This window comes from Thermoleptolyngbya sp. C42_A2020_037 (assembly GCF_015272455.1).
Classification (GTDB): Bacteria; Cyanobacteriota; Cyanobacteriia; order Elainellales; family Elainellaceae; genus Thermoleptolyngbya.
The window spans coordinates 218,914-234,066 of record NZ_JACYLP010000045.1; the positions used below are offsets into that span (position 1 = coordinate 218,914).

The window sequence follows — 15,153 nt, forward strand, 5'->3', positions numbered from 1 at the left end:
AGGCTTCTATCTCCATTCCATTTACGCTATGCGCTATGCCCCTTGCCCCCTCCACCGATCGCACGCTCTGGGACTTTGCTGGAATTGACGGACTGCAAGTCGCCCGCCACCTGTTTGGCGAGTCCATTGCCCATATCAGCCCGTTCCAATCCCTCACAACTACGCTGCAAGGCTATCCCTGCGCTGTGCTGCGGCTCTGTGAAAATAACTTTCGGGTTGCCTTGCCGCAGGTGTTGGCGCTCGATGGGCTGATTCGTCCGCTGCGCTGGCGGGTCTGGGTGGCGCGATCGCCCTACCTGACTGCACTCTCGCTGCCTGTGGAGCCGGGTCTCTGCTGGCTCTATCAGCGGGCCACGACCAAGCCCCTCTATAGGCTGCAACCGCTGCTGGGCGATCGCGCGGTTCCTGCCCGACTGGAGGGCATTGCCCTGCTAGTCTGGCATCACGAATGGCTTGGCCAGCCTCGGCTAGAACTTCACATGGCCACCGCTGATTTGCCTCTGGTGCAGGCGCACATTGCAAAGGCTGGGCTGGGAGAGGAACGGCGGGCGATCGCCCCGTAGCCAGGTGCCATAATCCTGCCAAGAGCAAAATTATCTCAGCCAACCTGAGCAAACCCCCGTTGAAAGCGGGTCAAAATTCACAAAGCCCTACACCGCAAGCACCCCAGACCCAGCCGCCATCCCGTCCCCTGACTCCCGACGGCATTCAGTATCCGTTTTAGCAAAATCAACTTGTCGGAACAAGCTATAAACCCCAGTATTTAGAGCGGGCGATCGCTCTAACCTCCAAACCCTGACCCCAAACCCAACTATCCGTCGAAAACTATCAGTCGAAAGAGGTAAAACCAAGCGATGACTCCTCGTGTGGCGATCATTGGGGCTGGCCCCTGCGGACTCTCTCAGCTTCAAGCCTTCGAGCAAGCTCGGCTGAAGGGGGCCGACATTCCAGAAATTGTGTGCTTTGAAAAGCAGTCCAACTGGGGCGGACTGTGGAACTATACCTGGCGCACCGGGCTGGACGAATACGGCGAACCCGTCCACGGCAGTATGTATCGCTATCTGTGGTCGAATGGGCCCAAAGAATGCCTGGAATTTGCAGACTACACCTTTGACGAACACTTCCAGCGCCCAATTCCCTCGTTCCCGCCGCGCGAAGTGCTGTACGACTACATCACAGGACGGGCTAAGAAGAATAATCTCCAGCGCTACATCCAGTTCAGTACGGTCGTTCGGCAGGTGGAGTTTCGCGAGGGACAGTTTCGCGTCCGCGTTAAAGACTTGGTGTCCGACCAGGAGCGCGTTGAAACCTTCGACTTTGTGGTGGTTGCAACGGGGCACTTTTCAATCCCCAACCTGCCCAAATTCGAGGGGATTGAGCAATTTCCCGGCCGCGTTCTGCACAGTCACGACTTTCGGGAAGCCCGTGAGTTTGCAGGTAAGGATCTATTGGTGGTGGGCAGCAGCTATTCGGCTGAGGATATTGCGCTGCAAACCTACAAGTACGGCGCAAAGTCGGTCACAATTAGCTATCGCACTGCGCCGATGGGGTTCAAATGGCCGGAGGGGATTGAGGAAGTGCCGCTGCTGACCAAGCTGGAGGGCAAAGTGGCGCATTTCCAGGATGGCAGCAGCAAAAAGGTCGATGCAATCATATTCTGTGTGGGCTATCAGCACAGCTTCCCGTTTCTGGAAGACAGTCTGCGGCTAAGAACCAAGAACCGCCTCTATCCTGGCTCTCTCTACAAAGGTATTTTCTGGCTGCCTAATCCCAAGCTGATGTACCTGGGAATGCAGGATCAGTTCTATACCTTCAGCATGTTTGATGTGCAGGCGTGGTATGCCCGGGATGTGATGCTGGGGCGCATTGCCTTGCCGTCTTATGAGGAAATGGCTGCCGACATTGCCCACTGGCAGGCGCGGGAAGAGAGTCTGGCCAATCCCTTCGAGCAGATTGACTTTCAAAAGGATTACATCGTCGAGATGGCTGATCATGTAGACTATCCCCCTTGCGATTGGGAACTGACGACGGAGCTATTCAAGGAATGGGAACACGATAAGGAACAGAGCATTTTGGGCTATCGAGATCAGGCGTTTCGATCTCCCTGCACAGGGACGGAAGCAACGGTACATCATACTCCGTGGATTGAGGCGATGGACGACTCGCTGGCTAGCTTTTTAGGGAAGTAGCAGCCCTAGTTCTTTTTGCTTCGCCGCTTGTATCGAACTTACTTGAGACTTGCTTGACGCTTACTTGAACTGACCTGGAATTTGCAATTTTGCAATAAGGAGATTGACCCGTGACTGCTCTCGTTCCTAAGCCGGAAACCCTGACCCACCTAGAAGCCTACGTCGCTCAGCCGGGACGTGCAGAACTGGTGGCCCAGGTTCGCGCCAAGATTGATGAACTGGGTATCCAGTACATCTATTACCAGTTTGTGTCGGTGACGGGGCGGATTACGGGTAAGGGGGTTCCTGCGGCTCACTGGGAAAGCGTTGCAGAGCGCGGCATCCAGTTGGTGTATGGGGCGATGGCCAATCTGTTTCTCGACCGCTACGGTAACTACATCGGCTACGGGCCCGAAGCGTCGGAACTGGTGGCGATTCCTGACCCGGATACCTTTTGTCAGTTGCCGTGGGATAAGCGGGTGGCTCGTGTCTTTTGTACGTGTTTCCGCAACCGCGAAGAGCCGGAAGCGCCCGGATCTTATCTAACGGCTGACTGTCGCGGCAATTTGCGCCGTATTCACGCCCAGTTTCAGGCGGATCACGATGGGTTGCACCTGCGCCACGGCACAGAGCCGGAGATGATGTGGCTGAAGAAGGGGCCAGATGGCAAGCCGGATGGCGGAGTGACGAAGCCCAACTGCTACCATATCCACCAGTTTGAGGAACTGCGGCCGGTGGTGTTGCGGGTGATTGAGTATGCAAACGCGATGGGGCTGGATATGATTCAGGGCGACCATGAGGACGCGCCAGGGCAGTTGGAGCTGAATTTCATGTTTGATGAGGCGCTGCGGACGTGCGATCGCCTCACGACCTATCGCCAGATCTGTGCCCAGGTGGCCCGTGAATTTAATCTCATTGCCTGCTTTATGTCGAAGCCGTTTATGGGGCTATCGGCCAATGGCTGTCACCACAACCTGTCGCTGTGGTATGGCGGACAGGATGAGGTCAACGCCCTGGGGCTGGATTCGCTGCCTGGAATGCCTGGTACGTTTAGCTATCGCAAGGGCGGCGAAAACACCTTCCTGCCTGATCCGAGTCTTAGCCAGACCAAGCCCGGCCCGATCGGGCTACAGTCGATTGGTGGCGTGATTGAGCATTTGGGGGCGCTGACGGCGATTGGCTGCTCTACGGTCAACTCCTATCGTCGCCTGTGGGACAAGGGGTTGTGGGCCCCGGTCTATGCGGATTGGGGCTTTCAGAATCGCACTTGTGGGCTAAGAGTCTCGGCACCGGGTCGGTTTGAGTATCGCGCGGTGGATTCGATGGTCAATCCGTACTTGATGGCGGCTGCTCTGCTGAAGGCGTTTGATGATGGGATTCGGCGCAATCTCGATCCGGGTGAGCCGGAAAGCCGAAACCTCTACGAAGCGATGGAGGCTGGAAAGCAGGTGAAGAAGCTGCCGATGTCGCTGGGGGAGGCGCTGGCCCGTCTCGATGAGGATGAGGTGATTCGGTCTGCACTGCCGGGTGAGATGTACAAACTCTACACTTGGTATAAGCGGGATGAATGGGAGAAGTTTCTGGCGACGACCTCGGACTGGGATGTGGAGATGTATCTGGATTGCTTGCCTTAGGGTGTTTGTGAATCCTTTGAAGATTAGTTACTTGAAGTAGTTTGCTTGAAGCACCTTACTTAAAGCAGTTCACTTAAAGTAGTTTACCTGAGGTAATTTACTTGAAGTAAATAAGCAGGTTTAGCCCCGGAATGGTGCGCGAGAGCGTCCACAGCAATAGTCCGGTGTAGATCAGTCCAAAGGCCCACTGATACCAGACCAGGGTGGTGATTAGCCCCGGCAGGTGCTCGTCGCGCAGGCGGATGTCGTTGAACCCAAAGCGCAGCAGGTTGTTGGCGCTGAGGTCGAGATAGTTGAGCCAGTTCCAGCGGCGATCCCACAGTAGCGGTGCATAACGCTCCCGAAACATGGGGTAGCGGGGAATGGTGGGCAAGCGCCCGATGAGAATCCGCAACTGGCGCAGCGTGCCCTCTTCGACAAAGTAGCTCACGTCCATTTTGGGATGGAACCGCCCGCCGCGATAGAGCAAAAATAGCAGGGTTGCCGGGACGGGAATGATGACTGCGCCGAGGCAGGCGAGGGTGAGCCAGGGTGATTCTGCGAGCCGAAAGACGATGGAGAGTCCGATGGTGGCTAGTAGCCCGGTGCTGCTAAGCATCCACACGGCTTCGCTGGGGGTCGGCAGGATGGGCTGGGGATGGAGCCGCCGCACGCGGTCTACTAGCCAGAATACGAGCGCAAAGTAGGCGACGGCAATTAGCCCCACGCCGAAGGTGAGTCCGGAACTGGTGCCGTAGCGGGTCAGGGTGAGCAGGAGCGCTAGCCCAACCCAGTTTAGCGCAGTGCCCAGCCAGCCAAAGATAGAGCGGGGTTCGCTGGCAACGACGCGATCGCGCACTTTGACATAGGTGGCCAGGTCGATGCTGTCGAGTTTGAGCAGGTCGCCCAGACTGCGAAAGGGATGCTGGGCGCGGGAAAGGGCGATCGCCTCGGCCTGTTTTGCCGAAAAGCCAATCTGCTGGAGTTGCGCTTGAGATGCCGTGTTGAGGTTCAGGCCCCAGAGGGAGCGCTCGATTTGGCGCGATCGCAGTCGTTGCGCCAGGTAGCCAATCTGGTTGGCATCGGCAATTTGCTCGATGGAGCGGAAGTTTCGCACCAGGTTTCGCAAGATTGTTTCGTTGCCTTGCAGGGTGGGCACAGAAATGGCTCGACCGATCTGTCCTGGACTGCCCAAGATTTTGGCGCGATCGGGGTTGAATTGTAGCCCTGCAACGTTGAGGTAGGCCCCTGGGGCAAAGCTGGCATCGCCAAAGTCGGTCTGCGCCTGAATGACTGCACCGCGAAGATTCACGGGCTGCCCAAACTGCACCTCGCGGAAGGTCGCTGCCTGCTCAAACACTGCATCCGAGAGAAATAGCGACTGGGCAAACTGGCTCTGGTTGAAAACTGCCGCTGCTTCCCAGTGGGTCTGGGCAAAGTCGGCATTCCCCTGCCAGCGTACCCGGCTGAAATTGGCGACCTGCTGAAAGTTTGCCCGATTGAAGTTTGCCGCGCCCTGAAACTCGCTGCTCTGAAACGTGGCTCCACCCTGAAAGCGCGATCGCCCAAAGGTAGCTCGCTCAAAAAAGATGACGCTGCGAAACCGCGCCTCTTGACGAAAGCGGGCATCGGCAAAGCTGGCGGGCTGTCCAAAGCGGGCATCAGACCAATCCGCTTCCTGGCTAAAATCGGCTCCGGCGGCGTCTACTTTACCCAAGAAAAACGTGTTGCTGAAATCCGCCACGCCCTCGATTCGCGCCTGGGCCAGCAGCAGGGGCCCGCGCAGCACGGTCAGCTTTAGCACTGGGGGTGGGTCCTGGGTCAGCAGGGATCTGGATAACTGGCTGAGTTGGGTAATCCGGCGGCGATCGCGCTTGAGTTGGTTGCGCTCGTCTTCGGTCAGCAGGTCAGATAGCTCGTCGCCAAAGACCGGAGCCTGCAAGCCCAGTTGGGCGATGTCGAGCTTGCCCTGGATCAGGCTGCTGCTGAGGTCGAGGCCGAGGGGTGTGGGCGATCGCCGCAAGGTTGCCTGCACCAGCCGATAAAACTGGTCGCGGAAGGCGATATTTTCTGGCCGCAGGTCGATCGCTACGTTCCGCAGATCAATCGCTGCGCCGTCGTCCAGGGTCACGGGCTTTTTGAGCCGCTGCTGCAACAGTTCCAGCGTCAGGGGTTGCTGATCTTGCAGCGGAGCCGCGGCCTGAGCAGGATGCATCCACCCCAGCCCGCTTACCAGCACCAGCAACGCCACCGCCCAAACCCATCCCAGCCGCCGCAAGCCTGCCCACTGTTGCTTCAGTTGCCTGCCCAGCCGCGCCCCCACGTTTTGCCTGACTCCCATCTACCCGTCACAAGGTTCGCCACAGCGTTTGCCCTTGCATCATCCCACACGACCGTCACCAGAGTTGCCATAGCCCGTTAGTCTAGCCGTGACCTGGATTCGGCGGTGTTCCCCGTTTTTCGCCTTTCGCTAAAATCACCAGGGCTTTGTCAATCTCCCGCACTTTAATTGTCCGCACTGCCGTCAGCAGGGCGCGAATCAGCGCCACTTCATCGTCAGACAAGACCACCATTTGCTGAAACTCCGTTGTTAGTACGTCAAAACCGATTTTACACCTATAGACACTTGGGCACAAGTGACTATACCCGCATAGGACTATGGAGAGAGTATTGTTTAAGACGCTGGTTATGGCAGGAGAGAAAAAAACGCTCAGAGTATATTTAACCTCTGATGTCGAGAAAATTCTGAGGGTTCTGAGTGCAATTAAAAATCAGAGTATTAGCGAAACCGTTCAAATTGCGCTAGAGGAGCATTTCGCTCGGCCAGATAACCAAGACTTGATCGATCGCCACAGAATCAACGAGATTCCAGAAGATTGATATGACCGCTGAGCGATTTAGCGCTGCGAGGTTTGCTTGAAACCCGGCAATTATTGCGATCTTGCATGTGACCTTGCATCCCGAGCCGCCTTCATTCCCCTGCCCGCCTACAATGGATACATTCTAAGGACGTTTGAGGTTTCGCTATGCTGCCGATCGACCTACAGCATTTGCCCTCCAGCGAAGAGCTACCTTGCTCGGATGATACGCCCGTGGACAATGAAGACCAGAATCTTTTGCCCAATATCCTGCTGTTTTTGCTCAATTCGATTTGGGCGAACCGCAACGATTGGTATTTTGGCGTGGACATGGGCATTTATCACACGACTGGCAAAAATCCGAGAGTGCCTGTGATTCCGGATGGATTTTTGAGTTTGGGGGTTGACCGTCGCAAGCCGAGCCGCAAGGGACGAGGACGGCTCAGCTATGTGCTGTGGGAAGAGAACAACATTCCGCCGATTTTGACGCTGGAGTTGGTGTCTCATAGCTATGGCGGGGAGTATGACGAAAAGATGAACCTCTACGCCCGCTTGGGGGTGCTTTACTATGTCATCTACAATCCAGAGTTTTGGCAGCGGGACGGGCATCAGCCGTTTGAGGTGTACAAATTAACGAACGGACAGTACGAGTTGCAGAGTGGGGAACCGTACTGGATGCCGGAAGTGGGGTTGGGCATTGGACGGCATCAAGCTGTGTTTGGCAATCTGCCGCAGGAGCAGTTGGCGTGGTTTGATGCGAAGGGCGATCGCTACCTGAGTGAAGCTGAAATCGAACGGCAGCGAGCCGAAGCCGAACGGCAGCGACGAGAGCAACTGGAGGCATTTTTGCGATCGCACGGCTTTGATCCAGACCAGTTGCCGCCCGGCCAAGTGCCTGAAAACCTGAAAAATAGAGGCGACTGAGAAGGGCATTTCTTCAGCAAAACCCGGTTCTAGCGCCTAAGCTTTATGTCCTAACCCCCAGCCTGGTTAGCAGCGCTTGGGTCGCCTGGGTCGGCTGCTGGGATTGCATGATGGCTCGCACGACGGCAACCTGGGTTGCGCCAGCGGCGATTACGTCGCCCAGATTTTCGGCATCGATGCCGCCAATGGCAAACCAGGGCACAGGCGAATGGGCTACGGCGTAGCGCACGTAGTCGAGGCCGGCGGCGGCTTTGCCTGCTTTGGTTGGCGTTTCGTATACGGGGCCCACGCCGATGTAGTCTGCGCCTTCGCTGAGGGCCCGCTGCATTTCGTCGGGGTTGGTGGTGGAGCGGCCGATGATGCGGCTGGGGCCGAGGATTTGGCGGGCCAGGGCGATGGGAATGTCCTGCTGACCCAGATGCACGCCGTCGGCATCGACGGCCAGGGCAATGTCTACTCGATCGTTGACCAAAAACAGGGCATCGTAGCGACGGCAGAGGTGACACAGCTTTTCAGCAAGCTGGAGCCGGGTGGGGTCGTCGGCGGTTTTGTCGCGATATTGCACCAGGCTCAGCCCGCCCTGGAGCGCGGCTTCCACAATGGGCAGCAGGTGTTCGTGGGGCGAGGTGACGAGGTAGAGGGGCGATCGCCGCAGTTTGTGCATCCGTCCATCGTGCGATCGCCCCATGAGCTGGCTGTCTAGCGCATAGACCCGATAGCGGAGTTGTTTGCAGGCGGCGGCCATTTCGGGCCGGTCAATTTTGCTATATTCCTCCAGCACCCGCAGTGCCTCCTGCACTCGACACAGGTTGGCTTGTAGCAGTGCATCGAGGCTGGGACGCTCCATTTCGGCGGCGTGGGTCAGGTCGGTGCCGGGGTCGCCAGGGGTGTCGCGGGCGGCTCGCAGGTCGGCGGTGTGCCACTGGGCGAGGCGCTGGCGCAGGTCTTTGCAGTCTGCGGTCAGGCTGGCATCGTTCAGCCCAAAGCGGCACCATTCTTCTACGATTCGCAGTCCCTCGCGGGCCCGATCCAGGTTGGCATCCAAAATGCGGTAAATAGCAGTGAGGGGGCGGTCGGCTGGGTGGTGCATACGACAAGGGATGAGGGTGAAGATGATTAGACTGCGGAGGGGTTGGGCTGAATCGGGGAGCAAGTTGCAGCAAAACAAAGCCGAGAGCGATCGTAGCGAATTTGAGCAGCAGGGGCAAAGGCGGGAGGGGAAGTGTGAATGTTGCAGGGGAGAAATTGAGGCGGAGGGCGCTAGAAGGAGCAGGAAAAATGATGGGGGCGATCGCCAGAAGTTATCTTTATTCGACTTGCTTCAGAACTTTTTTACATAAAAAAGTGAGCAGATTTTGAGAGATTCGCTAGTATGAATGGCTGAATTTCTAAACACCATAACCCGTAAAAATTTCCAGCTTTTTTGGGAGGGCAGCGATGACTCTAAAGGGATGGGTACGGCCGCCAGTCGGGATGCGAGTGCAATCTATTCGGTCGATTCGGCAATCTCCGGTGACGCTGCACATCCAGCAGGGGAGCCAGTTGGCCGTTCTAATGTTGGGGCTGTTGGGGACGTTGGGAGCGCTGGAGGGTGTGCCTCGCCGATTTGCTCAGGCCAATGAACCTGTGGTGCAAGCGGCCGTTTCCCAACTGATCTTTGTGCATCCGGTGTTGGGCAGCGATGCCACAGGAGACGGATCGCCGCGATCGCCCTTCCGTACGATTACCCACGCTGCCCGACTTGCGCCGCCCAATACGGTCATTCTGCTTGCGGCAGGAACCTATGCAGCGGCCAACGGGGAACGGTTTCCGATTTTGCTGCCGCCGGGGGTGGCGGTGCAGGCAGACCCGACCACGGGCGGCGAGGGGGTGGTGATTCAGGGGCAAATCGCGCAGGGCGATGTGACCCCGATGGCTGCGACTGCTGCCCCTGCTGTTATGCCGCGCCCAGCTACGCCGCGCCCAGCCGCCCGGTCTGCTGTGCCAATTGCGCCGCAGGCCAGCATCAGCGCTGAGGTTGTGGAAGAACCCGCTGTGCCGTTTCCCTTTGCAGCGGCGGGCGTAGGGTTTCTGCCAACCACGCCGACGGGCGATTTTCCGGTATCCAGCGGGCTGAACCCACAGCGAGGAGCCACCCCGCGCACGTTTGGGCGGGCGGCTGGAGGGCGATCGCCCTCGTCTGCCGGTGCCCCGCCCGCAGCGCCGATGCCAGCGCAGGGTTCGATGCCAATGCAGGGTTCGATGCCGACGCAGGTTGCGCCCCAGTCTCTCCAGGGCATTCCCATTTCCGTTGCGCCGCCTGCGGTAATCTACCCACAACAATCTCAAGCTGGAGATGGCAACAGCCCATTGCCTAGTCAGTTTGTGCCTGGCCAGCCCATGCCTAGCCAGGCTATTTCATCGGGGAGCTTTGCCGCGCCAGCTCCCGTGCGGCGGCCGGTTGAGCAGCGTGCCTTTCGTCCTTTGCCTCAGCGCACATCCCAGGGCGGTGCAGTGGCGCTCTCGCCGTCTCGTCAGGAACCCGTTGCGAATTTCCAGGGCGTGATCGAGATTCCTGTGCCGCCGCCAGAAAGCTCTGGACGTGTGGCTCCGCGCCAGTCTAGAGCAACGGTGCAGCGATATGAACGGCCGCCTGCGATGGGGCGATCGCCCGTCGCTGTTCCGCCTGCCCCTCCCTACACGCAATACACGCTGCTGCCTGTGCCCGACCCCAATGCGCCGATTGGCAACGTCAGCGGTGTGCCCAGTGTGCCAGTGTCTGGCGCTCGTCCCCGCCCCACTACGCCCGTTGCCAGCCGCGCTAGCGAGCTAGGGTTGCGCTATCGGGTGGTGGTTCCCGCTGCCAGTGCGGCTGTGCAAGATCGGGTGCTGAGCGTGTTTCCGGGTGCGTTTCTCACCTACGATCGCCGCCAGTCGGTGGTCATGCAGGTGGGCGCGTTCAATAGCGAAGCCAATGCCCAGGAAGTGATTGATATTCTCCGTCAGAACGGGGTTCGCGCCCAAATTGAGCGAGTGGACTAGGTATGGGGGGCGGCAGCCAGACCAATTTGGGGTTTTGGATTTTCGATTTTGGATTTTGGATTGCCGATTATGCCTTCGTCCAGATTAAACCCCTCCTACAATCCCAAATGTTTCTGCACCTGTCGCAGGGTGCGCTGCATGTCGGGGAGGCGTTTCCAGGCGGCGGCAATGCGACGAAATTCTGCGGCAGGCATGGCGGGTGCGCCCATAATGATGCTGTTGGGCGGAATATCGGCGTGAATCATGGATTTTCCAGCAATTTGGCTGAAGTTGCCGATGTGAACTTGGTTATTGATGCCGACCTGTCCACCAACGATGACGCGATCGCCCAAGCTGCTGCCGCCGGCCATGCCCGTTTGAGCGGCGATCGCGCAGGCTTCGCCAATGGTGCAACCGTGGCCAATCTGTACTAAGTTGTCGATCTTGGTGTTGCGGCGGATGCGGGTTTCGCCGACGGCGGGGCGATCGACGGCGCTATTGCAGCCAATTTCTACGCCGTCTTCGAGGACGGTGCGGCCGGATTGCTCCATCTTTAGCCAGCCGTCGCGGGTGGGCACAAAGCCGAAGCCTTCAGAACCGATGACTGCGCCGCTGTGGATGACGCAATCTGCGCCGATTTGGGTGCGCTCGTGGAGGGTGCAGTTGGCGTGGAGGATGGTGCGATCGCCCACGGAAACGCCGGGATACAGCACGACGTTGGGATGGATGCAAACGTGGTCGCCAAGCACGCAGCCTGCCTGGATCACCACATTTGCGCCGATGGAGATATGCTTACCGAGGGTGGTGGTGGGGTCGATGATGGCGCTGGGGTGAACGCCGGGGGCGGGCTGGAAGGGTTGGTAAAACAGGGCGATCGCTTGGGCAAAGAGGAGGCGCGGGTTGGGGGTGGCGACCCAGGCGATGGCGCGATCGCTGGCGGCCTTTTGCAGGGCGGCATCCTGGGGCAAGATCAGGGCGCTGGCGGCGGTAGTGGCAATCTGTTTGGCAAACTTACCGCCTTCGATGTAGCTGAGAGTGCCGCTGGGGGCGGTTTCGATGGGGGCGATCGCGCTGATCTCTGGGTCGAGGTGGGGCTGCTGGAGGAGGCTACTATCCAGGGTGTGACCTGGCTTGCCGAGCTGGTGGACAATTTCGCTAAAGCGCATTTTGACAGAATCTTAGGGGTGGGTATCGTCGGGCTGCACTGGGCTGACTTTGGCCCGAAACAGCAGGCGATCGCCCCAATAGTATCCGGCAAAGCGCACCCGAATGCGATCGCCCGGTTGCACGGCTGTCCTGGAAGCCTCCATCAGTTCGTGCTTTTGGGGGTCATAGCCTGCTTCGCTGCCAATCGGCGCAATGGGGGTCACGTCCCAATCGGTGAGCAGTCGCTCAAGCGGGCGCAAGTGGGGCACGAGTTGTCGGGCTGGAAAGTCAGGGTTTTGCTCAATCACATTCAGGAAGACAGGCAGTTTTTCGAGCAACGGCTCTAGCTGCAACAGTGCGGCCCGCTGGCAGGACTGGAGGGCTTCGGCGGTCTGCTGTTCGACCTGGCGCTGCAACCGCTCATACTCTTTTTGCAGCGTGGTATTTTGCAGGGTCGTCAGCGATTCGGATCGAGCAGCTTTTGAAGTGGAATGCAAGCCTGGACGAGCGACGGGCGGAGAACCCGAAAAGGTGGCAATCAGGTCGCTAATCGAGGTGTTTAAGGCTTGGCTGAGTCGGGCGATCGCCCCCACGCGCAGCTTCAGCACGCTACCGCGCCGCAGTTGGTCGATTTGCCAAGCAGATACGCCCGCTTGATGAGCCAGCGCGGCAAAGCTAGGGATGCCAGCCTGCTGCATGAGCGATCGCAACTGCGGCGTATAGGGAAACGAATTGTTAGACGAAACCATGCGATGAGCCAGACGCTATGCCAGGTGCATCTTAAGAATCGACGGAGAGGCCCGCCGCACCTTGCATAAAATCGTCTCATGTCCCAGGCGCGAACAGGCCTCAAAACGGTGGCAGCCTGAAAATCCGTAATATTGGCCGTTTACTTCCAGAACATCAATCGGCTCCTGGAGTCCAATTTCTTGGATGGATTCCATCAGCGCCCGGACTTTTTCCGGGTCATTTTGACGAAAGAGCGGTCGCTGGATTAAGCGAATGGGGATTGCTTCGATTCTCATGGCAGTGCAAGGGATAGTGTGCAATGTAGTTTTGGTGAGGCTGCTGGTGCAGATGCAGCCTGCTTTTCTCAAGCATACTCATAACGAGTACGACTTGCAAGCGATCGCCTGGTGAACTCGCTAAATGGGGCTTTGCGGCTTGCCTAAGTGTTTTTCGGACCTTAAGTGTTTTTCGGATCTTTTTAATACTTCTTCACGGATTCTTCATGATTTTTCTGCGTAAGTAGCGCCGCAGGAACTGCGTTTCTGATGAAAATATTGTAAATTATGCTAGCAATATAAAAACTTGAGAAAAAGGCTCTCGAATGTAAATCTATATTTCTCTGCTAACTTTATTTAGCTAATGCTTTTCGCTTTATTAATAGCTGGCAGGCCTTTATGTTGTGGCTGTAGGTAGTAAGGCAACGTTTTACAGCAATGTTGTATTTGTATTCTCCAGGCTAACAGTATCTTGATTTCTATCTTCTAAAACTCCTAGCTGTTGCTGTATATGGGGCTGAATCTCTACGTCTTTTCTGAAAATTCTCCTGATAATCAACATGTAGGTTGGTCGGTCAGTCAGAATCTAGAAGAAGTTCTATCCAGTGTTTTTAAGCCTGTCTTTCTCTATCCCACGCATAACCAGTCAATTCGGCTAGGGCCGCTGAAAGTTTCCGATCGCTATGTGGCTTTTACACGACGATATCGGCATCGCCTATTTCGCTCCTGGTATGAGTTGGAGCAGTTGCCCAGTTTGGATTCTGGGATAAATGTATTGCTGATTGTGGGGCTTGGGTCGCAGTTTCTACTGTCGATGCATACACTCGGCCCTTTGCTGAAACGGTTTGATGTAAGAATTGGTTACCTATTGGATGGATTTAGCGCAAATCACCTCAATCCTACTGCTATTTCCTGCCTAGATTATCTATTTACAATCAGTCAAGATATGGCTGATTCTGTAAGCAAGATGCACGGCATTAATGCAATGTACTTGCCGCTGGCAACCAATACGTTGGGTGTGGAACTCAATCAGCGGCACCGCTGGATTGATATCTTGAGCTATGGTCGTCGAAATGAAGCGATCCATCGACAGCTTCATCAGCGATTTGGACAGGCGGAGAGCGATCGCTTTTATTTGTATTCCACTTTTTCAAAGCCTGATCTGCTTGATCGAGGCGAGCATGGGATGCTCCATTCGAGGTTGCTCAATCATGCAAAGATTAGCCTTTGCTTTGAAGCGAGTGAGGTGCCGCGTTTCTATCAGGATTCTCCCTTGCTGTATCGATGGGTAGAGGGCTGGCTCTACGGATGCACGATCGTTGGGAAACGCCCGTTTGGGTCGGGTGTGGCGGAGTTGATGGATTGGGAGAACAGCGCAATCGATTTTCCAAGGGGAAGCAATGCGGTTGAGCTTTTGGAATCTTTGCTAGCGGATCAGGATTTTTTACAGCAAAACTCCCTCCGAAATCATTGTGAATGCCTGCTGCGGCACGACTGGCGCTATCGTCTTCGAGACATGTTGGCGATCGCCAGTTTGCCTGTTCCTGCGAGGCTTGACGCAGAAATTCAAGCGCTGCAAGAAAAGGGCGATCGCCTGCTGGAAGAATGCCGCATCCCGATTTATTTTTAATTTATTTTTAATGACTCCACTGCTCGACTTGGGGGCTTAGATTCGAGTAGCTCTCGAATGCTTTGAAGTTCTGAGAGAATCGCCCGCAATAGCTTGTGGGTGGTTGTTTCTGCTGATTCTTGAACCTGAATTGTGACTTGTTTCATTCCAAGGATATCGGCTGCAAAGCGGGCAACTTCATTGGGGTGAAACAGGATGGGATCTTCGAGCGATTGGCGCAATTCTGGGTTGAGCCGCGATGGGTCATAGGGCGGATTTAGGGTATTTGGGTCGGTGTTGGCATAGCGGTAGACCGAAGCACGGGAGCGATTCAGCACTTTTTGGGCAGCTTCGACGGTCAGCAGTCCTTCGGGGGTGGTGAAAACTCGGTTGTCCATGAATTTGCAGACGAGAATTTTTAAGAATTGCGTTTGTCTTAATTTTATCCGATTGGTCTTATCTTGAGTCTATATTTAAGAATGCTTATCTCAATAATAGTCTTTTTATTGGATTTATTGTCTTATTTTAAGTCTTAAAAAGAGAATATAAGTCTCTTTATTGGACATATTTTTAGTGTATTTTTATTTCTCCGATCGAAAAAGGCGGTCGCCTTTGTCTCTTTTTGGACAAACACGCTCATTATTAGACCTATAAAAAGACTTTTAATCTTAAAACGAGTCCAGAAAATGGATTACTAGTCTCAAATTAAGACTTTTTAGGAATATGACTCGACTCCGCTATTCGGATCTGACAATTGAAGTTGCAATCAAACTTCTGCGCTCTTCCGCACGGGCTGTGTTAGGGTTGAGGCGGCAAAACGCCAGAGTTTTC

14 protein-coding genes are annotated in these 15,153 nt (G+C 56.0%); 7 read left to right on the forward strand and 7 right to left on the reverse strand.

Going from position 1 to position 15,153, the window contains the following annotated elements:
* Positions 1 to 35: 35 nt before the first annotated feature.
* The 3 genes from IGS16_RS14960 to IGS16_RS14970 all read left to right on the forward strand — a co-directional run bounded on the left by IGS16_RS14960 (position 36) and on the right by IGS16_RS14970 (position 3,802).
* Positions 36 to 563, forward strand: a complete 528-nt coding sequence (locus tag IGS16_RS14960) for a hypothetical protein (RefSeq protein WP_297086728.1) — start codon at positions 36 to 38, stop codon at positions 561 to 563.
* Between the two features lie 291 nt (positions 564 to 854).
* Complete coding sequence (locus IGS16_RS14965) at positions 855 to 2,189, forward strand: NAD(P)/FAD-dependent oxidoreductase (protein WP_297086730.1); 1,335 nt, start codon at positions 855 to 857, stop codon at positions 2,187 to 2,189.
* 140 nt (positions 2,190 to 2,329) lie between these two features.
* Complete coding sequence (locus IGS16_RS14970) at positions 2,330 to 3,802, forward strand: glutamine synthetase family protein (protein WP_068516867.1); 1,473 nt, start codon at positions 2,330 to 2,332, stop codon at positions 3,800 to 3,802.
* Between the two features lie 97 nt (positions 3,803 to 3,899).
* Here the strand turns inward: IGS16_RS14970 and IGS16_RS14975 are convergent, their stop codons facing one another.
* Positions 3,900 to 6,122: a pentapeptide repeat-containing protein gene (locus tag IGS16_RS14975; RefSeq protein WP_297086732.1), complete on the reverse strand. Its 2,223-nt coding sequence runs from the start codon at positions 6,120 to 6,122 to the stop codon at positions 3,900 to 3,902.
* Positions 6,123 to 6,204: 82 nt separating this feature from the next.
* Positions 6,205 to 6,354, reverse strand: a complete 150-nt coding sequence (locus IGS16_RS14980) for a hypothetical protein (protein WP_297086733.1) — start codon at positions 6,352 to 6,354, stop codon at positions 6,205 to 6,207.
* Between the two features lie 85 nt (positions 6,355 to 6,439).
* Between IGS16_RS14980 and IGS16_RS14985 the strand changes: the two genes are divergently transcribed.
* Positions 6,440 to 6,661 (forward strand): hypothetical protein, encoded by a 222-nt coding sequence (locus IGS16_RS14985; protein WP_297086734.1) that lies wholly within the window; start codon positions 6,440 to 6,442, stop codon positions 6,659 to 6,661.
* 146 nt (positions 6,662 to 6,807) lie between these two features.
* The gene (locus IGS16_RS14990; protein WP_297086735.1) at positions 6,808 to 7,563 is read left to right on the forward strand and encodes a Uma2 family endonuclease; all 756 of its coding nucleotides are present in this window, start codon (positions 6,808 to 6,810) and stop codon (positions 7,561 to 7,563) included.
* 43 nt (positions 7,564 to 7,606) lie between these two features.
* Here IGS16_RS14990 and IGS16_RS14995 read toward each other — a convergent pair whose 3' ends face one another.
* The gene (locus IGS16_RS14995; RefSeq protein WP_297086740.1) at positions 7,607 to 8,653 is read right to left on the reverse strand and encodes a thiamine phosphate synthase; all 1,047 of its coding nucleotides are present in this window, start codon (positions 8,651 to 8,653) and stop codon (positions 7,607 to 7,609) included.
* 347 nt (positions 8,654 to 9,000) lie between these two features.
* Between IGS16_RS14995 and IGS16_RS15000 the strand changes: the two genes are divergently transcribed.
* The gene (locus IGS16_RS15000) at positions 9,001 to 10,584 is read left to right on the forward strand and encodes a DUF1565 domain-containing protein (RefSeq protein WP_297086742.1); all 1,584 of its coding nucleotides are present in this window, start codon (positions 9,001 to 9,003) and stop codon (positions 10,582 to 10,584) included.
* A 95-nt stretch (positions 10,585 to 10,679) separates the two neighbouring features.
* Here IGS16_RS15000 and lpxD read toward each other — a convergent pair whose 3' ends face one another.
* Genes lpxD through IGS16_RS15015 form a run of 3 tightly spaced genes read right to left on the reverse strand, consistent with a single transcriptional unit; the run spans position 10,680 to position 12,734 of the window.
* Positions 10,680 to 11,729: a UDP-3-O-(3-hydroxymyristoyl)glucosamine N-acyltransferase gene (gene lpxD, locus IGS16_RS15005; RefSeq protein ID WP_297086744.1), complete on the reverse strand. Its 1,050-nt coding sequence runs from the start codon at positions 11,727 to 11,729 to the stop codon at positions 10,680 to 10,682.
* Positions 11,730 to 11,741: 12 nt separating this feature from the next.
* A complete protein-coding gene (grpE, locus tag IGS16_RS15010; RefSeq protein ID WP_297086746.1) occupies positions 11,742 to 12,458 on the reverse strand; it encodes a nucleotide exchange factor GrpE in 717 nt (238 codons plus the stop codon).
* A gap of 15 nt (positions 12,459 to 12,473) precedes the next feature.
* Complete coding sequence (locus IGS16_RS15015; protein ID WP_068514797.1) at positions 12,474 to 12,734, reverse strand: sulfiredoxin; 261 nt, start codon at positions 12,732 to 12,734, stop codon at positions 12,474 to 12,476.
* Positions 12,735 to 13,659: 925 nt separating this feature from the next.
* On the opposite strand from IGS16_RS15015, the gene IGS16_RS15020 reads away from it, so the two are divergent.
* Positions 13,660 to 14,343 (forward strand): glycosyltransferase, encoded by a 684-nt coding sequence (locus IGS16_RS15020; protein ID WP_297086750.1) that lies wholly within the window; start codon positions 13,660 to 13,662, stop codon positions 14,341 to 14,343.
* Here IGS16_RS15020 and IGS16_RS15025 read toward each other — a convergent pair.
* The gene (locus tag IGS16_RS15025) at positions 14,340 to 14,720 is read right to left on the reverse strand and encodes a resolvase (protein ID WP_297086752.1); all 381 of its coding nucleotides are present in this window, start codon (positions 14,718 to 14,720) and stop codon (positions 14,340 to 14,342) included. The two genes, IGS16_RS15020 and IGS16_RS15025, sit on opposite strands and share 4 nt — an antisense overlap.
* Positions 14,721 to 15,153: the final 433 nt, after the last annotated feature.